The following is a 19,419-nucleotide window of genomic DNA, read 5'->3' as shown; positions in this document are numbered from 1 at the left end:
TATCACTGCCCCTGGTCTAGTGCCGGGGGCTACCTTAGGTTATTGTCTTCACTAGCGATCGCAAACGATCGAGTCGTCGGTGAGGATGGTTATGCCTGAGGCAACATTTGGGGTTATCGGCGGCGGGATGATGGGAGAAGCTCTCATCGCCCGCCTTCTTGATCAGAATATTTTTGCGCCTGGGGCGGTAGTCGTGAGCGACCCCCAGGCTGCTCGGCGAGAGGTTTTGCACCACACCTACGGCGTGCAAACCACCGGCGACAACCAGGCAGTTATCGATGCCGCTGAAACCGTTTTGCTGGCGATCAAGCCCCAAATGCTGGGGACCGTAGCAGAAAATCTCAGGTTCCCAGAGCGCGAGAAGCCGCCGCTGCTGCTATCGATTTTGGCCGGGGTGCCCCTGGCCCGGCTAGAACAGGAATTTTTGGGCTGGGCAGTGGTGCGAGCCATGCCCAATACGCCCGCTACCGTGGGGGCCGGGGTGACGGCCTTAGCCGCCGGGGAGGCAGTAAGTGCTGCCCAGCGAGAACAGGCCCGCACTATTTTTGCCAGCGTCGGCACTGTAGTAGAAGTACCTGAATCACAAATGGATGCGGTAACGGCGCTGTCGGGGTCTGGGCCAGGCTATATTGCCCTGGTGGTCGAGGCGTTGGCGGATGGCGGTGTAGCGGTAGGGTTGCCGAGGGCGATCGCGCTGGAGCTAGCGATCGCCACCGTACGCGGCACTGGCGAACTGCTGCACCAGGGCGACCTACACCCTGCCGTCCTGAAGGATCGCGTGACTAGCCCCGGCGGTACTACCATCGCGGGCATTGCTGCCCTAGAGGCGGGCGGGCTGCGATCGGCCCTGATCGAAGCGGTGCGATCGGCCTACCTGCGGTCTAAGGAACTGGGGCAGTCTTAACAGAAACCTCTACGACCCCATTGCTACTTCGTTGACGGTTTGCAGGGCACGGGGATGACTGCTCCCAGATCGGGTAGCAACTTGTTCCGCTAGATACTCGGCATCACGGGCAATACCCGAGAAGCGGGCAGAGCCCCAGGTGTAGAGCCAGGGCAAGCCAAGGAAATACAGCCCCGGTACGGTGGTAACTCCTCGGCGGTGGCCGGGATAGCCCTGACCATCGAAAACAGGTAGCTCAATCCAGCCAAAGTCGAGACCGTAGCCGATGCACCAGATCACCGAGGTGATCTTGGCCTCGCGGTAGTCGATGCAGGTTTCAACGGTTTCCGGTTCCCACACGGGACGGTAAGGCGGGTCGAGGGGAGCGTCGATGCCGTTCTTCTCGATGTAGGTGTCGATGGTGCGCTTGATGCTTTCGGCAACGGCGTCGGCTTTGTCGAGGTTTTCCTTCAGGTCGTCGCTAAAGGTGAGTTGGGTACCCTGAATATCCATCAGCCGTCCGTGGAGCCCCATGCCCTGAAGGGCAAAGTGGCGCAGATCAATTTCCCGCCCGCCGCCGCGCCCGGTGACGTAGTGGTTAGTCTTGTGACGCACGGTTTCTTTTTGAGGGTGGTCGTCAATCGCCAGGTCGTAGTAACCCATTTGGTCAAGCCATTCGACCACGTCTTTGCCTCGGTAGCGGCGGGGCGATCGCGGCGCACCCCCCACACACAAATGCACCTTCCGCCCAGCTAGGTGCAGGTCTTCGGCGATCTGGCAGCCCGACTGGCCCGTGCCCACCACCAGCACCGCCCCCTCCGGCAGCGACTCAGGGTTGCGGTATTCCGCCGAGTGCAGTTGCACAATATCGGGAGCCAAACGCTCGGCAAGGCGAGGAATTTTGGGGGTGTGGTAGCCACCTGTGGCCACCACTACCTGGTCAGCGGTAAAGGTGCCCTGGTTGGTAACAACCTCAAAGCCTCCGCCCTCGGGCTGGCGCACCCGTTCTACCTTGACTCCGGTTTTGAGCGGCAGGTCAAAGTGGCTGGCATAGCGCTCAATGTATTCCACAATGGCATCGCGGCCCATAAAGCCGTCGGGGTCGTCGCCGGGGTAGGGAAAGCCCGGTAACTGGCACTGCCAGTTGGGGGTAACTAGGCAAAACGAATCCCACCGCTTAGTGCGCCAGGAGTGAGCTACCTGGTGCTGTTCAAAAATGATGTGGTCAATGCCTAGGCGGTGCAGGCAGTAGCTAATCGACAGCCCCGCTTGGCCGCCGCCGATAACAATTACGCCGTATTGCATAGCCATAGCTGATACCAATTTTTTTGGATTTTGGATGGGCAAATCTGGGAAGAAATACTTTCCTGTTGCTCTGTTTTCATTTCCCTTGTTTTCGTACCCTAGGTCGTTGCTTAGGGACTGCTTGTAACCCCGGCTACCGAAAGGATTGATCTAGCGCTAGTGGGAGGGAGGGTGAGTGCGATCGCCCTGCCATAGTCTCAATTGGCGTGAATCTGAACAGGGTACCTATCGAAAGTGATAGGGGTATCCGTCAGCCTGGGACGTCGAACTAGCAATTTGCAGCCCGGCCCCTGTTGATTAGGCCAGACCGCCAAGGTTTGTAGTTGCTGATACGGGAGCCCAGGGCGATCGCCCCTAATGTGCTGGAACGTGCAGCCAGACATCCAGCGCTGCCAGCAATTTTGCAAGGAACTGAAATTTATGCCTGAAGTAACTTTGCCAGCTCACCAGGCTGGGGATTTTCTGGTTGATTACGAAGAGAAAGTATTTCCCGATGTGCAGGCTGAGCCGGGCGAAAAAGCCCTCGTCACCTTCCACACTGTGGCCTTTGAAGGTTCTATTGGTCTGGTCAACCTGCTGCAAGCCACTCGCCTAATTCGCAAAGGCTTTGAGACTTCGGTGCTGTTGTACGGCCCTGGCGTCACCCTAGGCGTACAGCGCGGCTTCCCCAAGCTCAACGACGAGGCCTTTCCTGGGCACTTGGCGATGAATAACCAGATTGTCAAGCTGCTGGAGATGGGCTGCAAGATTTACGCCTGTCGCTTTGCCCTCCAGGCACTCTATGGCCACGGCGAGCCCTCTCTCATCCCCGGCATTCGCCCGATTAACCCCCTCGACGTGCTCGATATTGTGCTTATGCACCGCAAAGAAGGGGCCTTTATTCTCGACACCTGGACGATGTAGCCCTATGACGTAGGTGGTGCATTGCGGCCCAGGGGTTAAATCTGGTGTGTTTGACCAAAGTTGGATGGCCGCGAATGCACCCTACCGCCCAGACCCCGTAGGGTGGGCACTGCCCACCATCTACCCAAGCTGCAATCCACCCATCTGCGGTTCGCTCCGCCGTTCACCCTTCGCTCATCGGCTGCAACTCTCATCATCCCACCACCAACGCCCATGGACTACGCCAAAACCATTCGCGCCGCCGCCGCCCAGATCAGCCCCGTGCTGTTTAGCTGCGACGGCACCACCGAAAAGGTGCTGGAAACCATCGCCGAAGCGGCCCAGTCGGGTGTTCAGCTAATCGTCTTTCCAGAGACCTTCATCCCCTACTACCCCTACTTCTCCTTTGTGCAGCCGCCGTTTCTGATGGGTAAAGAGCACCTGCGGCTCTACGACGAGGCGGTGGCAGTGCCGGGGCCGGTGACCGATGCGGTGAGCCGGGCAGCTCGCTCCTACGGCATGGTGGTGGTGCTGGGGGTGAACGAGCGCGACGGTGGCTCCCTTTATAACACCCAGCTAATCTTTGACGCCGACGGCACCCTGGTGCTCAAGCGGCGCAAAATTACCCCCACCTACCACGAGCGCATGGTGTGGGGCCAGGGTGATGGGGCCGGGCTGAAGGTGGTGGAAACGGCGGCAGGGCGAGTGGGCGCTCTGGCCTGCTGGGAGCACTACAACCCCCTGGCCCGCTACGCGCTGATGACCCAGCATGAGCAAATCCACTGCGGCCAATTTCCGGGCTCTATGGTGGGGCAGATTTTTGGCGACCAGATGGAAGTCACCATGCGCCACCACGCCCTGGAGTCGGGCTGCTTTGTGGTCAATGCCACGGGCTGGCTAACCCAAGAGCAAAAGCGGCAGATCACCCCCGATGAGAATCTGCATCGGGTGCTGTCGGGGGGGTGCTACACCGCCATCATTAGCCCGGAGGGGGTACCGCTGAGCGAGCCAATTACTGAGAGGGAGGGGCTGGCGATCGCAGACCTAGACTTCTCGCTCATCACCAAACGCAAGCGGATGATGGACTCGGTGGGCCACTATGCCCGCCCCGACCTGCTGCGCCTGAAGGTAAACGCCGAACCCTGGGCGGTGGTGGAAACGCCCGCCGCCCCAGCGTTTTCTCCCCAACCCACCGGAGCAAACGATGTTTCCTTGATCGATGCCGAATCAGGCAGCCTATCGCCTAACGGGGTGGAGCTTCCAGCGGTCTAAGGCGCGGGTTAAGAGAAATCCGATTTCTGGGGCCAACGATTTGTCAGGGTGCAACCCAGAAACTTAGAAAGTGAGTTTCTGGAGAGGGTTGCTTTCGAGGTCAAATTTTTCTCTACAAAAAGGTCACTCGCAGGGGTGGCGCAGATTGACGCAGGTTTTTATCGGGTATCGCATAGCAGGCCATGAACAAGCAACGGCTGATTACAGAGCTACAAACCCACGGGCTGCGAGTGGTGGATTCGACCCCAGGGGCAGCGGGGCGACGGGGCGGCGCAGGCCCCTCGGATCACCGCGCCATCACCATCGACGGCACCACCGTCATGGTGCCGGTCTACACCGACAGCGCCGCTCAATCTCCCTATAGCATCAGAGCTACCGCCGCGAGCCCGCTGCATCTAGAGGCTTCCGGGGAGACCATCACCCCCATCGACGTGCCCAACGCCCCCCGGTTCTACAGCCTCACCACCGCCGACGGCATTCCCTATTCAAAAATTGCCCTGCTCCACGGGCGCGACGTGCTGGCCACCACAGTGCAGCAGACCTGTATGCGCTACCGCGACCCCGCTACCGCCTGCCAATTCTGCGCCATCGAAAAATCCCTCGATGCCGGGCGCACCATCGCCCGCAAAACGCCCCAGCAATTGGCTGAAGTCGCGGAAGCTGCGGTGCGGCTGGACGGCGTGACCAACATGATCATGACGACGGGGACGCCGAATACGAGCGATCGCGGGGCGGCCTACCTGACCGAATGCGCTGCCGCCATTCGCCAGCGGGTGCTAAACCTGCCCATTCAGGCCCAGTGCGAACCGCCCGACGATTTCGTCTGGTTCGAGCGCATGAAAGAGGCGGGCATCGACAGTCTGGGCATGCACTTGGAGGCAGTAGATCCCGAAGTGCGGGCCAGAATCATGCCGGGCAAGGCCGAAGTCCCCTTAACGGTTTATTACCAAGCCTTTGAGGCGGCGGTGAACGTGTTTGGCTGGGGCCAGGTGAGCACCTACCTGCTGGCGGGCCTGGGCGACAGTTTGGAGACGCTAGTGGAAGCGAGCGATCGCCTCATCCAGCTAGGCGTGTATCCCTTTGTGGTGCCCTTTGTGCCCATTGGCGAAACGCCGCTGGCTCACCATCCCGCCCCCAGCAGCGAGTTTATGTTTGCCCTCTACCAGCAGGTAGGGACACTGCTAAAGCAGTCGGGTATGGCCTCGGCAGATATGAAAGCGGGCTGCGCCAAGTGCGGCGCGTGTTCGGCCCTGTCTACGTTTGAGGGTTAACGACCATGGCACTCCATCGCTATAGCTTTGAACTGACTCGAACTCCCCACGACCTGGAAGGCTATTTCGCGCTCCGTCAGGCCATCTTTTGCGAAGAACAGGGCCTGTTCGACAACGACGATGCCGATAACCTCGATGGTGTCGCCTACCCCATCGTCGCGCTAGATCATGAAGCCTCCTCAGGGGATCGCGTGGTCGGCGTCGTACGCATCTACGAGAAGTCCCCCCGCCTCTGGTACGGCGGGCGCTTGGGGGTACACCCTGACTATCGCCGGGTGGGGCGCATCGGCAAGGGGCTAATTCACAAAGCGGTGACCACGGCTAATACCTGGGGCTGCGATCGCTTTCTCGCCACCGTGCAAGAGCAAAACGTGCGCTTCTTCCAGCGCCTGCACTGGGACTCGCTGGAGGAGATGGTGCTGTGCGATCGCACCCACCACCTCATGGAAGCCGACCTGGCCCACTATCCCCCCGGCGACGAGGTGCGGCCACAACTACCCTGGTCGGTGCAGCAGGTGTCGTGATGCCGCTATGACCGACGAGCTAAAGCTGTGGGAACTGGCCGCCGAGCTGCGGCGATCGCTCGGCATTCTCCACAAGCAAGACATCCAAACAGCGGCGGATCGCCTTGGTGCCCACGTCGGATCAGCCCACCAAGAGCCGATTCTCTTAGGCGATGACTGCGCCGCCATCCCCGATGGCGATGGTTATTTACTGCTAGCGGCGGAGGGTATGTGGCCCACCCTGGTGGACACCGACCCCTGGTTTGCCGGGTGGTGCGCCGTCATGGTCAACGTAAGCGACATCTACGCCATGGGTGGCCGTGCGATCGCCGTGGTAGACACCATCTGGAGCCAGTCGCCTGAAGCGGTCGATCCCCTGTGGCAGGGCATGGTCGCCGCTTCCCAAGCCTTCAACGTCCCCATCGTCGGGGGCCACACCAGCTGCCATAGCCCCTACGCGGCGCTGTCGGTCGCCATCCTCGGTCGCGCCAACCAGCTGATCACCAGCTTCAGCGCCCAGCCGGGGGATGTGCTGCTGCACGTCACAGATATGGCCGGGAAAATGCACCCTCAGTATCCCTTTTGGAATGCGGCGACGGAAGGTGAGCGCGATCGCCTGCGCGCCAACCTAGAGCTACTGCCCCATCTCGCCGAAGCGGGCCTCTGCGACACCGGCAAAGACATCAGCATGGGCGGCATTGTTGGCACGGCGCTGATGCTGTTGGAAACATCGGGCTGTGGGGCGGTGTTGGATTTGGGGGCGATCGCCCCCCCACCCGGCGTAGAACTCCTCCCATGGTTGCTCAGCTTCCCTAGCTACGGCTATCTGCTCAGCGTGCGCCCCGAAGCTGTAGAGCAAATTCAGCCCCAGTTTCACAACCAAGGGCTAGTATGCAACCCTGTGGGCACCATCACCGAGGGTCAAACCCTCACTCTGCAACTGGGTGATGCCTCCCTCTGCTTTTGGGACTTTGCCACCGAATCCCTTACCGGATTTGGCAGGGGTGACCTAGCGAGATCAACCAATGACTCACAATCTGCATAAGCTAGAAAGAAAGCATCGCTGGTTCTGTTTGTTGCGAGGACGCTGCCTATGACTATTGCCACCCAACTCCTCACCCTCGACGAGTTTTTAGAACTCCCTGAGACCAGGCCCGCCGCAGAATTTATCAACGGCAAAATCATTCAAAAGCCCATGCCCCAGGGAGAACACAGCCTCTTACAGGGCAAGCTCTGCGAAACCATCAACCAGCAGGCTAGAGAAGTCGCTGTGGCCATGGCGTTTCCAGAACTGCGCTGCACCTTTGGCAATCAATCGGTGGTGCCCGATGTGGCGGTCTTTCGCTGGCAGCGAATTCCTCGTCAGTCCTCCGGGCGGATTGCCAATCGGTTCAACCTCCACCCCGACTGGTCGATTGAAATCCTCTCGCCCGATCAAAGCCAGTCGCGGGTGCTGAGCAATCTGCTCCACTGCGCTCAGCATGGCACTGAGCTAGGCTGGCTCGTCGATCCAGATGAAGAAACCGTGCTGATTGTCTGGCCCGATCAACGGGTGCAATTTCTTGAAGGAGAGGCGTTGCTGCCCGTCATCGAAGGTGTTGAGCTGTCGCTCACGGTTGCTGATATCTTTGGCTGGTTAATCCTTTAATGGCAGATCTTCTCAGGGTTGCTCTGCTGACCTACGCCACCAAGCTGCGGGGTAGTGTGGTACACACGCTAGAGCTAGCAACCGCCCTCACAGAGCTAGGCCACGAGGTGTGCGTCTACGCGCTAGATAAGGACGGTCAGGGCTTTGATCGGGCGATTCCGGCCAGGGTGCAGCTGGTGCCTGCCCAGCCGCCGCCGTCGCGCCTTTCCCCCAACCAGGCCACCGATGCGCTAATTCGCCAGCGCATTCAAGAATTTGTCGATTACTTTTTGGCCCATTCCGAAGAAAATCACGACATTTACCATGCTCAAGACTGCATTGGGGCCAACGCCCTGGTGAAGCTCAGACAGCTGGGGCGAGTGGCCAACGTGGTGCGCACCGTCCACCATATTGAAGACTACGCCAGCGTCTACCTGCGGCAGTGCCAGGATAAGTCGATTCGTGACCCAGATTTGTGTCTGTGTGTGAGCGATCGCTGGCAGACGGCCCTCCGCGACGAGTACGACATCGCCGCCCCCAGAGTGCTCAATGGCGTAGACCTCAAGCGCTTTTCCCTAGCTTCCTCAGGCCAGGAGGATGCCCTCAAAGCTCGCTACGGCCTCACGGGTTCACCGATCTTTCTCACTGTGGGCGGCATCGAGCCGCGCAAGAATTCGATGCGGCTGCTGGCGGCTTTTGCCCAGGTGCTGACCAGTTATGCCCAGGCGCAGCTGGTGATTGCAGGCGGAGCCACCCTATTCGACTACGAACCCTACCGCCGGTCGTTCTTCGCTTTAGCGGAAACCTTAGAGCAACAGCACGGGCCAATGATTGGCAAATCTGTCCTGCTGCCAGGGGTGATCCCCGATGATGATTTGCCCACGCTGTATCGGGCTGCCGATGTATTTTGCTTCCCTTCCACCAAAGAGGGCTGGGGGTTGGTGGTGCTGGAGGCGATCGCATCGGGTCTCCCCATCATTACCGCCAACCAGCCGCCCTTTACCGAGTTTCTTAGCCCCGCTCAGGCACTGCTGGTGGATCCGGGGTCGATAGAGGCGATCGCCCAGGCCATGGTCGCGGTGCTAGAGCCTGCGATCGCCCAAGGGCTAGTTAATCAAAGTCGCGCCGTTTTGTCTCAGTATGCCTGGTCTCGCTCAGCCGAGCTGCATCTCCAGCACTATCGACGCTTGCTCAGCACCCATGGGCACAGCCCTGCCAACTTCAAAGCTTCAAAGAAATAGCCTACGCCCCTGTCGCATCAAGGCTAAAATCCTACCGGGGCAGGCTGAACCACCGCAACGGCCCCACTCTGGATCCAATCCAGCACAGCAATCGGATTTTAGCTAGATATCCCGCGCCGAACTGGTGGCAGGGTGTAAAACCAAATGTTTAGGAATACCCCATGTCTAAATCGCCCGACAGCAGCGTAATTGTCTCCAAAGGTGCTGCATCCCAGGGCTTGGGGACGTTTGGCGGCGTGTTTACTCCCTCAATTTTGACCATCCTGGGGGTGATCATGTATCTGCGCTTTGGCTGGGTGGTGGGCCATGTGGGGCTGTGGCAAACCCTGCTGATTGTCACCATTTCCACCTCGATCACGCTGTTGACCGGGCTGTCGATCTCGGCCATTGCCACGGATCAGGTGGTGCGAGCGGGCGGTGCTTACTACATGATCAGCCGTTCCCTGGGCATTGAGACCGGCGGCGCGGTGGGCATTCCGCTGTATTTAGCCCAGGCGTTTTCGGTGGCGCTTTACACCATTGGCTTTGCCGAGAGCCTGGTGCAGGTGTTTCCGGCGCTGTCTCAAACTCTGGTGGCGCTAATCACCACGATCTTGGTGGCGATTTTGGCGCTGAAATCGGCGGATATTGCCATTAAGGCCCAGTATTTCATCATGGCGGCGATTTTGCTGTCGCTGGGGTCGCTGCTGCTGGGGCAGGGGGTAGAGCCGACTGCCTTGCCCGCCACCGAGGCACCGGGGTCGGTGGGGTTTTGGGCGGTGCTGGCGGTGTTTTTTCCGGCGGTGACGGGCATTATGGCCGGGGTCAACATGTCGGGCGACCTGAAAGAACCCCAGCGGGCGATTCCTAAGGGTACTCTGGCGGCGATCGCCGTGGGCTACGTCATCTACATGCTGATCCCGTTTCTGCTGGCGTGGTGGGCCGACCCGGCCACGCTGATTGCCGAACCGCTGGTGATGCGGCGCATGGCGCTGTGGGGCGACGCGATTTTGCTGGGGGTGTGGGGGGCGACGCTGTCGAGCGCGATCGGCAGTATTTTGGGTGCCCCCCGCGTACTCCAGGCCCTGGCCCGCGACGGCATTTTGCCCGGTCGGCTGCGGTGGCTGGGCCGGGGCTACGGCCCGATGGATGAGCCGCGCATGGGGACGTGGTTCACCCTCGGCATTGCCCTGGCGGCGGTCAGCGTTGGCGATCTAAACCTGATTGCGCCGATTCTGACCATGTTCTTTTTGACCACCTACCTGGTGCTGAATGTCTCGGCGGGGCTGGAGACGTTTTTGCAGAGCCCGTCGTTTCGGCCCACGTTTAAGGTGCACTGGAGCCTGTCGCTGCTGGGGGCGGTGGGCTGCCTGATGGTGATGTTTTTGATCAACGCGATCGCAACGGTGATGGCTGCTGCGATCGTGCTGGGCATTTTTCTCTGGCTGCAACGGCGAGAAATGGAGGGGGCCTGGGGCGACCTGCGCAACGGTCTGTGGATGACCCTGGTGCGCACCGGCCTGTTTCAACTCCAGACCACTCCCGACGCCAAAAACTGGCGGCCTCACCTGCTGGTGTTTTCGGGTGCACCGACCAAGCGGCCCCACCTCACTGAGCTGGCCGTTGATCTGACCCACAACCGAGGGCTGATCACCCTATCTAGCGTGCTGCCTCCCGGGGCGCGCAGCGGCAGTCAGCAAGATGCCCTTGAGTCTACGATCAAGGACTATCTTGAGCGTCAGGGCACTGAGGCCTTTGTGCGGCTGGTCACGGCCCCCGACCCCTTTAGCGGCATGGAAAAACTGGTGGATGCCTACGGCATTGGCCCGCTGGTGCCCAACACGGTGCTGCTGGGCGACACTGAGGCCGAAAACACGCGCGATCGCTTCTGCCAGATGATTGCCACCTGCCACCAGGCGCGGCGCAATGTGCTGATCTTTCGCAGCCAGCCCGAGCACTACCCCGCCTTTGGGGGCCGGGTGCTCACCAATCGCCGGATCGATGTCTGGTGGGGCGGTCTCCAGGCCAACGGGGGCCTGATGCTGATTTTGGCCTACCTGCTGCGCACCAGCGATCGCTGGCGCAATGCCGAGGTCTATCTAAACTTGGTGGTGCCCAATGACCAGGCTCAGGCCGCCGCTGAGTCAAACCTAAAGGGTGTGGTGAAAAACCTGCGTATTGGGGCAATCCCGAGGGTAATTGTGGCGGGCGATCGCAGCTTTGACGACATTCTCCAAACCTCGTCTCAAACCGCCGATCTGGTGTTTTTGGGCCTGGCCACCCCCAGCGAAAATTTCACCGACTACTATCTCGATCTGCAAAAGCGCACCGCCTCACTGCCGCCCACAATCTTGGTGCTGGCCTCCGAGGAGCTAGAGTTTGCCGAAGTGCTGCAAAAAGACGGCTAATGCCGCTGCTATAGAAGTCAACTTAGCCCGCCCAAACGCCCTCAGCCAGGGGAATTCTGACTACTATGGGAATAGTGCATGCCGCGAATCCTCGCCCGGCCACCCGTCAAGTTTTCTTCTGCTCCTCTTATCAGTGGCCGCCGCCATGGTCAACGCCGTTTCTACCCCTGCCGACACCCTGCCTCCGGTGGAAGCCCTGCCCCCCGATGAGGTGCAGCTCAGCCTGCCCGTAGAAGACCCTATCCCTGAGCCTGCCGCGATCGCCCCAGCGACCCTGACGCTGGCGGCTCAAGACGTGCGCATGGTGCTGCGCGAGCAAAACGAGCAGAGCCAGATTTTGACCACCAAACTCAACATTTTGTTTGTGGCCAACGGGGCGCTGCTGACCAGCCTTAGTATCTCGCGGCTGCTGGTCAGCGGCAGCGTGTTTAGCCTGGCCGAAATTATCGGATTTTTGGCCAGCTTTTCGCTGCTGATGGGGGCGTTTTTGCCCCGTCAGGTGGCCGTCACCCCGAATTTAGAAGACCGTAAATTTTTAGAAACCTACCTGGCGCTGCCCGAGCAAGACTACCAGCTGCAAATGCTGGTCAACCTGTCGGAAACCTACAACGCCAACAAGCAGCGCCTCGAAGATACGTCCCAAAGCCTCAAATACGCGGCCTACACCATCTGGGGCACAACTGTTATTATGCTGGTACATATCCTGGTAATTTACGTGGCAGGTGGGTCGTCTTCTGGGTTAATCTAGCCCCAGTCTAGACATAATGGCTAGAAGCGCTGACTCTAACGTTTTTGACCGCCTTCGGCGGGGACCAGTATGAGTGATGCACAGCAAGAGACAACCTTAGAAAGACGCGTAGTGCTGCCTGAGCCAGACGCCAGCAACATTACTGTGCTGAGTGAGAGCTTGCCCAACGAACCCGTGCTGCCCTGGCATCATTTCGACTCTCCCTGGCTAGAGCGCGATGGCGAAGCCGAGAGTGACGAGGAAACGGCTCTAGACGCAGAGGCCGAAGCTGAACCCGCTGAGCAGCTTACCCTAGAGCTAGAGGTACTGGTTGGCTCTGTGGACGACCTGCCCGAAGAATCTGCAGCCTAAGGCAATTCCTCACGCAATCCTTTAGAGCTTAATATCGGGGCCAATCAGGTCGGAGAGTTTTTCTATCCCGTAGAGCAGCATGGCGATGCGCTCTAGGCCCAGACCCCAGGCCACCGTCGATTTTTCACCACAGCCCAGGGGTTCGAGCATTTCTTGACGAAACAGACCCGAGTTGCCCACTTCAATGTAGCGATCGCTCGGCGGATGGTAGGCAAACACCTCCAGTGACGGCTCAGTGTAGGGGTTATAGGTGGGCTTGAACTTGAGATCCTTAAACCCTAGTCGCTCGTAGAAATAGGTGAGGTAGCCCATTAGCGTGCGCACGCTGAGCAGTTCGCCCACGACTACCCCTTCGATCTGATGAAACTCGGCCAGGTGGGTGCGATCGACTGTCTCATTGCGAAACACGCGATCGATGGAGAAATACTTGCCGTCTTTGCCCTGGAGCTGGTGCAGGCGGCGGGCGGTAGAGGTGGTGGTGTGGGCGCGCAGAATGGCGCGGCTGGCTTCGGCCTCAGTCCACTGGCCGCCGTAGTTGGCTTCGTGTACCTGCCTGACCCGCTGCACTAGCGCTGCATCCTCGGGCAGGGGTAGGGTTTGGGGGTTAGCCAGGTAAAAGGTGTCCTGCACCTCGCGGGCGGGGTGGTCTTGGGGGGTAAACAGGGCGTCAAAGTTCCAAAAGGCCGATTCCACCATATAGCCCGACATTTCGTCGAATCCCATGTTCAGAAAAATATCGCGAATGCGCTGAATGCACTGGGTGAGAATGGTGGGCCGTCCGTAAGCAACATCGGGCACCTCGGCATGGATGTCGTAGGGTTTGAGGTCGGCCTGCCGCCACTGACCCGACAAAATTAAGTCGCTGGTGAGGGTGGTCACCACATCCCCTAGCTCTAGGGTGTGCAAGGCTGGGAGCACGGTGAGGCTATAGTCTGTTTCGACTCGACTGACAATGTAGCCCTGCTGCTGTAGCCACTCCAGGGAAGATGACGCGCTGCCATCTAAAACTTGACCCGCCGCGATCGCCTTAAACACCCCCTGCCGCTGCTGGTAGGCCCCCAGCACCGATGACTTCAGCACTGCCACGACCCCTTCGCCATCGCCATCCACCAAATCTACGGCCTGCTCACGGCGCAGGGCTCCGTAGTTGAGGCTAAAGGCGGTGCCTAACTCAGCCTGGAGGGTAGCGCGATCGCCTATCCCCTGCAACAGCCGTTCCACCAGCGGAAATCCAGGCAGCACCCCGTCTACCTCTTCTCCCTTAGCCGTCAGCACCCAGGTTTGCTGGCTGTGCTCTTGCCACTGCACGTAGCCATCGAGCGCCCCGCTGCGCAAAAAGCCGTTGATAAAGTTAAAGTCGAATCCGGCCTGGGCACAGAGCGATCGCAAACTAGCCACCGTCTGCTGGTGCTGCGATAGATCTACAAACTGCCGCTGCTTACCAGTGAGCTGAAGCAGGTCGAGCATAGAAGCCTCCTGAACAATCCCACCTCAGCCTACCAGGGACGATTTCATCCCGCCTACGGGTCAGTCAGACGTGGGGAGGAATTCTGAATTTTAGCTCTGCCGCCAGCAGCGGCACCTCCTGACTGACAACCTGCCAAAGCTGCTCTGGGTCAACATTGTCATCGTCATCGACAAGGCCGTCCCGCAGATCGCCCAGGGCTTTGCCAGCAACCTGGGGCAGACTCTGATAGGTCTGCGCTGTCAATGCCTTCGCGCTTTCAGCCGCTGCCAAAAGCTTAACGATGGCCGCTGTTTGCAATTGTACACTGGACAGAAATCGTTCCTTTGTGCAGCGATTCGTAGTGTCGACAATCTGCTCGGCAGCTTGATAGATCGACATTAGCAGGCAAAGATCCTGTCGCATCATTCTGATTGGGCTTAGGGGCGTCTGTCAGGCTTCAGAACTCTACTTCAGGTATGACCCAAGGTTCTGTATCTAAGTTCCAATATGGCTCAGATTCGTATGATCAAATATCAGGGTTATGTAAATGATTCTGCTTTGTAACTTTGAAAACATCTATCATTAGGCTAGCTTTGTCGTGAAAAACACGAGATTTAATGACAAGATAGACCCAGCTCCAATGCGATAACGACTGGGTGTTGCCATGACCGACGAACCAACTTTACCAGCCGGGCCTAGCTTTGGCCTCACGTTTTTGTACTATTTTTGCGGTACCGCCCTAGTCACCTCTCTGCTGGCGGTAAAAACCTTAGGCATTGGCCTAGAGACGGGGCTACCCAATCAGTACGGCTTTTTGTTTGGTATTGTTGGCGGCCTGCTAGGGGCCTCAGTTAACCGCAGTACTAACCTAGAGCTGCCCATCAGCAGCCGTAAAACCTTTAAACGTGAACTGGATGCCGCCCTAGCCGACATGGGCTATGCCGAAGACGCAGACGCCAACTTGGACGGGGTTTTGGTCTATGGTCGTCCATTTTTTCGTCAGTTGCTGTCAGGCCGGGTCTACGTGTTGCTTAAAGATAAACAGGTGCAAATCAGCAGCCGGGCTGTTCACATGGGCGGCATCAAGAAGCGGCTTGAGGCTAGCGGCATTCGTTAATGGGCAGGCGAGTGGTGTAGCGCAATATCATGGGTATGACCTTTGAAATTGTCTCTGTCACCTTCACCCACGCATCACTCCCCAATGCCCCGCAAGCAAAAGTATCCCCATCTGCTCGGCTCTAAATGGACGGCCTGCCAAAAAACCGAAGGCTGGCGACATTTTCAGGTGGCCAACCGCAAGCAGGAGGGCCAGTGGGTGTTTGCGGAGTTGGTGGCCTCTTGCGACCCCACGGTACGACTGTGGGTCAATGCCAAACAGCTCAAAAACCGTTCCCTCTGGCAGCCGGGTTGGCAACCCCTCAGCCCTCCACCCCCCAAGGCTGAGGAAGACATATTCTGGTTAAACTAGAGGGTAAAGAGTCTGGATATTTGAGTTTTGAGTCTGGCGAAGCACGCAGGCCTGAAACGCGTTAAAGTCAATACAGGCAAAGGTTGGCCAGAGGACAGCAGCGTATGTGGCACGTCATTTACATCATCGCATTTGCGGTTCTGGCCATTATGGCGATCGCAAATCTGGTCAGAAACTTAATTTTGCTGGGCGGCAATGCCCGCAACCCCCAAGCGCCTAGAGCTTATGGCGGCCAGTCTGCGGCCCAGGGCAACGGCGAAGCCTCCCCAGGGGGGAATCGCTCCATGCCTCACCCCGAGCTACTCGACCAAGATGGTCAAGTCATTCGTGAACCCCTGCTGGTGATGCGCTCGATCTCGGTTAAAGACGCCCGTGAGCAGCTCGACGCTCTCTACAACGGCACCGGTAGCTCCATCGATGACACAGAAGATAGCGGCTCTGAGCCTGAGCGGTAAGGGCTCTATTCAAACAATTTAAGGTTCGATGTAAAAAGACCGAGTCCTATTTTTGAGAGACTCGGTCTTTTTTGCGTTCTGTTGGTTTGGCAGAGCTGTAATACGAAATCCGATCTGGTAAACCCCGATTCATAGTCAAGAACCCCGTAGGGGGTATTCATTCGAGATTTGGTGTAGCCTGTACTCGCAGCGATCGCTTTCTTGATCAAAAAAAGCTGATGGCCGCATTTTTAGATTGCCGATTGTCAGCTAGAAAGCTCTGGCCAATGCTAGACCTAAACACGACAGCGCTGGGTCTCTGACGCGCCACACCCTACGGCCAATCGGGCCTCACGCTCAGCCAAAATTGTCTTGAGGCTGGGCCTGCCGGTAACCGCCAGCCGCCAGCTAGCCCACACCCCGTAGGCCCAATCGACTAGAGCACCCAAGATTGGCCAACGGGTGGGCGCATAGACCCAGCCAATGCCTAGGGTGTCGTAGACCTGGCGAAAGACTTCCACATTCTGAATCACAGTGCCATCGGCCTTGACCGCGTGGATACGGCCCATGGCTGTAGCAAAGTCAACGCCGCCGTTGTCATCGGGGTTGTAGTCATCGTCGGCAATGTCGGTAAAGGCGATCAGTCCACGCCCGTTGTCTTTTTGGCGTAGAAAATTTACCTCTCGCAGGCACAGGGGGCAGTCGCCGTCATAGAGCAGCTTGATTTGCCAACCGGCGGCGGGGGGGGTTGGGGTAGCAGCAGGGGCAGAGGTAGTCGTCATAGAAACCTGTGGCTAAGACGCGAAATAGAGAGATTATCCCTATACATATCTTAACAACTCTGACGTTCGCCTGCTGAATGGGCCATGGGCGATCGCCCGTTCGAGCTAAACGGCCCTATAGCACCCGAGCTTTGAGCAGCGTCCCAGGTAAGGTCAGCAGCTTGCGCAGAGAAGGCACGTAGGCCCGCTGGGTAAACACGTCGTAGCCGTTTTCTTCAATCACGTCCAAGATCTGGCGGTAGAGGGCCAGGGCCGACCACACGGGCCAGCGGGCGTCTTCACTTAGCAGGCCAATGCCGCTCTCTGCTTCGGCGTAAAAACGACGGGCGCGTTCGATCTGAAAGGCCATCATGGCTCGCCAGCGATCGTCGATTACGCCGGCCATCAGATCGGCCTCGGTGTAGTCAAAGGCGGCCAGGTCAGCCAGGGGCAGGTAGATGCGGCCCCGGCGAGCATCTTCGCCCACGTCGCGCAGAATGTTGGTGAGCTGGTTGGCAATGCCTAGGGCGATCGCCTGAGGGGTTGGGTCAAGGTGCTGCTGCTGGCTCCAGGGAGCGGTTTGCAACTGGGTGTTGATACCCATCACCGTGGTCGACATCAGCCCTACGGTACCGGCCACACGGTAGCAGTACAGCTCTAGGTCTTCAAAGGTCTCGTAGCGGTTGCGGTGCAAATCCATCCGCTGGCCCGCAATCATGTCGCGAAAAGGCTGAATATCGAGGGGGAACCGTTCTAGAGTATCGACGAGAGCTACATCTTCGTCATCCACTGGGCAGCCGGCAAAAATCGACTCTAGCTGTGACTCCCATCGATCCAACGTCTTTTCGCTGGTGAACTGCGCCTGCGGCCCATCCACCAGCTCATCGGTGCGGCGGCACCAGACGTAAATGGCCCAAATAGCGCGCCGCTTAGCGGGGGCCATTAGCATGGTGCCTGTGTAAAACGTCTTGGAATACTTTGCCGTGACGCGTCGGCACACCTCGTAGGCATCCTCAACGGAGGATAGAGATTGGATGGTGGGAGAATCCGTCAGTTGCAGCATTAATGACCCAAACCTGGAGAATATAAATCTCAAACCGACTACAGGCAATTCTGCTTAACTTAGCCTCTCACAACTGCACCCAACTTTGGCAAAACAGTTGAAATCGGCCCATTCCCCGAAGCAACCCCGCCTCTGCCGTTTCTACAGATTATATGTTGCAATCTGTAACGTTTGCCCGCAAATTCTAAAGACAAGCCTTCTGTTGCAAGCCTGTTGGGGGCTGACTACCCATTTGAAGGCCATCCAGATAAGATAATAGACTGCGTATTAGCCCTGCTCAATGCCTGACCCTCGCGCGGCTTCTCCTAGCTCCAACCCGGCGCTGCGCCGCGCGAAGCGGTTTCTGGGGAATTGCAGGGCGGTAAGCAGCACCGCTCCGGGGGAAGGCGCTCTATCGGCTACCCGTTAACGGTCCCCTTTGTCTGTCTAGTTCTGTCGATTGTTGGGAGCCTTGCCCGTGCCTCAAACTAACTTTGATTTTCTACAAGAGTCTGATCCGCTGCTGGCCAGCATTGTGCAGCGCGAGCTGCAGCGCCAGCGCGACCACCTAGAGCTAATTGCCAGCGAGAATTTTACCTCGCCTGCGGTGTTGGCGGCCCAGGGGTCGGTGCTCACCAATAAGTATGCCGAGGGGCTGCCGGGCAAGCGCTACTACGGTGGCTGCGCTTTTGTGGATGAGGCTGAGCAGCTAGCGATCGATCGCGCCAAAGAACTCTTCGGTGCCGCCCACGCCAACGTGCAGCCCCACTCGGGAGCCCAGGCCAACTTTGCCGTGTTTCTGGCTCTCCTCCAGCCCGGCGACACCATTCTGGGCATGGATCTCTCCCACGGCGGGCACCTGACCCACGGTTCGCCCGTGAACGTATCAGGCAAGTGGTTTAAGGTGGCTCAGTACGGCGTCAGCCGCGACAGTGAGCAGCTCGACTTCGACCAGATTCGCGAGCTGGCGCTGGAGCACCGCCCAAAGCTGATCATCTGCGGCTATTCGGCCTACCCCCGCGTGATCGATTTTGAGAAGTTTCGCGCGATCGCCGACGAAGTTGGTGCCTATCTGATGGCCGACATCGCCCACATCGCTGGCCTGGTGGCCGCTGGCCTACACCCCAACCCCCTACCCCACTGTGACGTAGTCACTACCACTACCCACAAAACCCTGCGCGGCCCCCGTGGCGGTCTGATCCTGACCCGTGATGCCGAACTGGGTAAAAAGTTTGACAAGGCGGTGTTCCCCGGTAGCCAGGGCGGCCCCCTAGAGCATGTGATTGCAGCCAAGGCCGTGGCCTTTGGCGAAGCCCTCAAGCCCGAGTTTCATACCTACGCCGCTCAGGTGATTGCTAACGCCCAGCGCCTAGCCGCCCAGCTCCAGGAGCGCGGCATCAAGGTGGTGTCTGACGGTACCGACAACCACCTGGTACTGGTAGATCTGCGCTCCATCGGCATGACGGGCAAGCGCGCCGATCAGCTGGTGAGCGAGGTCAACATCACCGCCAACAAGAACACCGTGCCCTACGACCCCGAGTCGCCCTTTGTCACCAGCGGTCTGCGGCTGGGCTCCCCGGCGATGACCACCCGCGGCATGGGCGAGGCTGAGTTCACCGAGATCGCCAACATCATCGCCGATCGCCTGCTCAACCCCGAAGATGCAGCGATCGCTGAGCACTGCAAGCGACGGGTGGCGGCCTTGTGCGATCGCTTCCCCCTCTACACCCACCTGGGCGGCTTAGTTCCGGCCTTGGTCTAAGCGCTACGCCAGCCTCTAGGGAGGCTTTTTACCCC

The 19,419-nt window shown here is 58.8% G+C and carries 21 protein-coding genes; 16 read left to right on the top strand and 5 right to left on the bottom strand.

Going from position 1 to position 19,419, the window contains the following annotated elements; genetic code table 11:
• Nucleotides 1-91: 91 nt before the first annotated feature.
• Nucleotides 92-904 (top strand): pyrroline-5-carboxylate reductase, encoded by an 813-nt coding sequence (gene proC / locus VB780_RS15295; RefSeq protein ID WP_323352025.1) that lies wholly within the window; start codon nt 92-94, stop codon nt 902-904.
• 9 nt (nt 905-913) lie between these two features.
• Here the strand turns inward: proC and VB780_RS15290 are convergent, their stop codons facing one another.
• Complete coding sequence (locus VB780_RS15290) at nt 914-2,194, bottom strand: MSMEG_0569 family flavin-dependent oxidoreductase (RefSeq protein WP_323352024.1); 1,281 nt, start codon at nt 2,192-2,194, stop codon at nt 914-916.
• A gap of 414 nt (nt 2,195-2,608) precedes the next feature.
• Between VB780_RS15290 and VB780_RS15285 the strand changes: the two genes are divergently transcribed.
• The 10 genes from VB780_RS15285 to VB780_RS15240 all read left to right on the top strand — a co-directional run bounded on the left by VB780_RS15285 (nt 2,609) and on the right by VB780_RS15240 (nt 12,470).
• On the top strand, nt 2,609-3,091 hold the full coding sequence (locus VB780_RS15285) for an MSMEG_0572/Sll0783 family nitrogen starvation response protein (protein WP_323352023.1): 483 nt from the start codon (nt 2,609-2,611) through the stop codon (nt 3,089-3,091).
• 213 nt (nt 3,092-3,304) lie between these two features.
• Nucleotides 3,305-4,342: a Nit6803 family nitrilase gene (locus VB780_RS15280; RefSeq protein ID WP_323352022.1), complete on the top strand. Its 1,038-nt coding sequence runs from the start codon at nt 3,305-3,307 to the stop codon at nt 4,340-4,342.
• Nucleotides 4,343-4,524: 182 nt separating this feature from the next.
• On the top strand, nt 4,525-5,613 hold the full coding sequence (locus tag VB780_RS15275) for an MSMEG_0568 family radical SAM protein (protein ID WP_323352021.1): 1,089 nt from the start codon (nt 4,525-4,527) through the stop codon (nt 5,611-5,613).
• Between the two features lie 5 nt (nt 5,614-5,618).
• A complete protein-coding gene (locus VB780_RS15270) occupies nt 5,619-6,137 on the top strand; it encodes an MSMEG_0567/Sll0786 family nitrogen starvation N-acetyltransferase (protein ID WP_323352020.1) in 519 nt (172 codons plus the stop codon).
• A 7-nt stretch (nt 6,138-6,144) separates the two neighbouring features.
• Nucleotides 6,145-7,161, top strand: a complete 1,017-nt coding sequence (locus tag VB780_RS15265) for a sll0787 family AIR synthase-like protein (protein ID WP_323352019.1) — start codon at nt 6,145-6,147, stop codon at nt 7,159-7,161.
• A gap of 48 nt (nt 7,162-7,209) precedes the next feature.
• Nucleotides 7,210-7,764 carry a Uma2 family endonuclease gene (locus VB780_RS15260; protein WP_323352018.1) on the top strand — a complete coding sequence of 185 codons (555 nt, stop codon included), beginning with the start codon at nt 7,210-7,212 and terminating at the stop codon, nt 7,762-7,764.
• Nucleotides 7,764-8,984 (top strand): MSMEG_0565 family glycosyltransferase, encoded by a 1,221-nt coding sequence (locus tag VB780_RS15255; protein ID WP_323352017.1) that lies wholly within the window; start codon nt 7,764-7,766, stop codon nt 8,982-8,984. The genes VB780_RS15260 and VB780_RS15255 overlap by 1 nt, the downstream gene beginning before the upstream one ends.
• Before the next feature lie 161 nt (nt 8,985-9,145).
• On the top strand, nt 9,146-11,371 hold the full coding sequence (locus tag VB780_RS15250) for an amino acid permease (protein ID WP_323352016.1): 2,226 nt from the start codon (nt 9,146-9,148) through the stop codon (nt 11,369-11,371).
• Nucleotides 11,372-11,516: 145 nt separating this feature from the next.
• Nucleotides 11,517-12,119 (top strand): hypothetical protein, encoded by a 603-nt coding sequence (locus tag VB780_RS15245; protein ID WP_323352015.1) that lies wholly within the window; start codon nt 11,517-11,519, stop codon nt 12,117-12,119.
• Between the two features lie 69 nt (nt 12,120-12,188).
• Nucleotides 12,189-12,470, top strand: a complete 282-nt coding sequence (locus tag VB780_RS15240; RefSeq protein ID WP_323352014.1) for a hypothetical protein — start codon at nt 12,189-12,191, stop codon at nt 12,468-12,470.
• Between the two features lie 21 nt (nt 12,471-12,491).
• Here the strand turns inward: VB780_RS15240 and VB780_RS15235 are convergent, their stop codons facing one another.
• Nucleotides 12,492-13,937: a phenylalanine--tRNA ligase subunit alpha gene (locus VB780_RS15235; protein WP_323352013.1), complete on the bottom strand. Its 1,446-nt coding sequence runs from the start codon at nt 13,935-13,937 to the stop codon at nt 12,492-12,494.
• Between the two features lie 64 nt (nt 13,938-14,001).
• Nucleotides 14,002-14,316: a DUF86 domain-containing protein gene (locus tag VB780_RS15230; protein ID WP_323352012.1), complete on the bottom strand. Its 315-nt coding sequence runs from the start codon at nt 14,314-14,316 to the stop codon at nt 14,002-14,004.
• Nucleotides 14,317-14,581: 265 nt separating this feature from the next.
• Between VB780_RS15230 and VB780_RS15225 the strand changes: the two genes are divergently transcribed.
• The 3 genes from VB780_RS15225 to VB780_RS15215 all read left to right on the top strand — a co-directional run bounded on the left by VB780_RS15225 (nt 14,582) and on the right by VB780_RS15215 (nt 15,840).
• Nucleotides 14,582-15,034, top strand: a complete 453-nt coding sequence (locus VB780_RS15225; protein WP_323352011.1) for a hypothetical protein — start codon at nt 14,582-14,584, stop codon at nt 15,032-15,034.
• 84 nt (nt 15,035-15,118) lie between these two features.
• On the top strand, nt 15,119-15,385 hold the full coding sequence (locus VB780_RS15220) for a TIGR02450 family Trp-rich protein (protein WP_323352010.1): 267 nt from the start codon (nt 15,119-15,121) through the stop codon (nt 15,383-15,385).
• A 104-nt stretch (nt 15,386-15,489) separates the two neighbouring features.
• On the top strand, nt 15,490-15,840 hold the full coding sequence (locus tag VB780_RS15215; RefSeq protein WP_323352009.1) for a DUF2973 domain-containing protein: 351 nt from the start codon (nt 15,490-15,492) through the stop codon (nt 15,838-15,840).
• Nucleotides 15,841-16,115: 275 nt separating this feature from the next.
• Here the strand turns inward: VB780_RS15215 and VB780_RS15210 are convergent, their stop codons facing one another.
• Both VB780_RS15210 and crtB read right to left on the bottom strand, forming a co-directional pair.
• Nucleotides 16,116-16,601 (bottom strand): DUF393 domain-containing protein, encoded by a 486-nt coding sequence (locus VB780_RS15210; protein ID WP_323352008.1) that lies wholly within the window; start codon nt 16,599-16,601, stop codon nt 16,116-16,118.
• Between the two features lie 115 nt (nt 16,602-16,716).
• A complete protein-coding gene (gene crtB, locus VB780_RS15205; protein ID WP_323352007.1) occupies nt 16,717-17,643 on the bottom strand; it encodes a 15-cis-phytoene synthase CrtB in 927 nt (308 codons plus the stop codon).
• Between the two features lie 280 nt (nt 17,644-17,923).
• Here crtB and VB780_RS15200 point away from each other — a divergent pair, with 280 nt between their 5' ends.
• Nucleotides 17,924-18,052, top strand: coding sequence for a hypothetical protein (locus VB780_RS15200; protein WP_323352006.1), 129 nt, complete (start codon nt 17,924-17,926; stop codon nt 18,050-18,052).
• A 48-nt stretch (nt 18,053-18,100) separates the two neighbouring features.
• Nucleotides 18,101-19,384, top strand: a complete 1,284-nt coding sequence (glyA, locus tag VB780_RS15195; RefSeq protein WP_323352005.1) for a serine hydroxymethyltransferase — start codon at nt 18,101-18,103, stop codon at nt 19,382-19,384.
• The last annotated feature ends 35 nt before the right edge of the window (nt 19,385-19,419 follow it).

It is taken from the genome of Leptolyngbya sp. CCNP1308 (genome assembly GCF_034932455.1).
Classification (GTDB): domain Bacteria; phylum Cyanobacteriota; class Cyanobacteriia; order Phormidesmidales; family Phormidesmidaceae; genus Nodosilinea.
The sequence above is the reverse complement of the archived record's forward strand: the minus strand, read 5'-3'. Positions and strand labels throughout refer to the sequence as shown.

Excerpts from the sequence above, each read along its gene's own strand:
- proC (WP_323352025.1), top strand. The coding sequence starts at position 92 with ATGCCTGAGGCAACATTTGGGGTTATCGGCGGCGGGATGATGGGAGAA.
- VB780_RS15290 (WP_323352024.1), bottom strand. The coding sequence starts at position 2,194 with ATGGCTATGCAATACGGCGTAATTGTTATCGGCGGCGGCCAAGCGGGG.
- VB780_RS15285 (WP_323352023.1), top strand. The coding sequence starts at position 2,609 with ATGCCTGAAGTAACTTTGCCAGCTCACCAGGCTGGGGATTTTCTGGTT.
- VB780_RS15280 (WP_323352022.1), top strand. The coding sequence starts at position 3,305 with ATGGACTACGCCAAAACCATTCGCGCCGCCGCCGCCCAGATCAGCCCC.
- VB780_RS15275 (WP_323352021.1), top strand. The coding sequence starts at position 4,525 with ATGAACAAGCAACGGCTGATTACAGAGCTACAAACCCACGGGCTGCGA.
- VB780_RS15270 (WP_323352020.1), top strand. The coding sequence starts at position 5,619 with ATGGCACTCCATCGCTATAGCTTTGAACTGACTCGAACTCCCCACGAC.
- VB780_RS15265 (WP_323352019.1), top strand. The coding sequence starts at position 6,145 with ATGACCGACGAGCTAAAGCTGTGGGAACTGGCCGCCGAGCTGCGGCGA.
- VB780_RS15260 (WP_323352018.1), top strand. The coding sequence starts at position 7,210 with ATGACTATTGCCACCCAACTCCTCACCCTCGACGAGTTTTTAGAACTC.
- VB780_RS15255 (WP_323352017.1), top strand. The coding sequence starts at position 7,764 with ATGGCAGATCTTCTCAGGGTTGCTCTGCTGACCTACGCCACCAAGCTG.
- VB780_RS15250 (WP_323352016.1), top strand. The coding sequence starts at position 9,146 with ATGTCTAAATCGCCCGACAGCAGCGTAATTGTCTCCAAAGGTGCTGCA.
- VB780_RS15245 (WP_323352015.1), top strand. The coding sequence starts at position 11,517 with ATGGTCAACGCCGTTTCTACCCCTGCCGACACCCTGCCTCCGGTGGAA.
- VB780_RS15240 (WP_323352014.1), top strand. The coding sequence starts at position 12,189 with ATGAGTGATGCACAGCAAGAGACAACCTTAGAAAGACGCGTAGTGCTG.
- VB780_RS15235 (WP_323352013.1), bottom strand. The coding sequence starts at position 13,937 with ATGCTCGACCTGCTTCAGCTCACTGGTAAGCAGCGGCAGTTTGTAGAT.
- VB780_RS15230 (WP_323352012.1), bottom strand. The coding sequence starts at position 14,316 with ATGTCGATCTATCAAGCTGCCGAGCAGATTGTCGACACTACGAATCGC.
- VB780_RS15225 (WP_323352011.1), top strand. The coding sequence starts at position 14,582 with ATGACCGACGAACCAACTTTACCAGCCGGGCCTAGCTTTGGCCTCACG.
- VB780_RS15220 (WP_323352010.1), top strand. The coding sequence starts at position 15,119 with ATGCCCCGCAAGCAAAAGTATCCCCATCTGCTCGGCTCTAAATGGACG.
- VB780_RS15215 (WP_323352009.1), top strand. The coding sequence starts at position 15,490 with ATGTGGCACGTCATTTACATCATCGCATTTGCGGTTCTGGCCATTATG.
- VB780_RS15210 (WP_323352008.1), bottom strand. The coding sequence starts at position 16,601 with ATGACGACTACCTCTGCCCCTGCTGCTACCCCAACCCCCCCCGCCGCC.
- crtB (WP_323352007.1), bottom strand. The coding sequence starts at position 17,643 with ATGCTGCAACTGACGGATTCTCCCACCATCCAATCTCTATCCTCCGTT.
- VB780_RS15200 (WP_323352006.1), top strand. The coding sequence starts at position 17,924 with ATGCCTGACCCTCGCGCGGCTTCTCCTAGCTCCAACCCGGCGCTGCGC.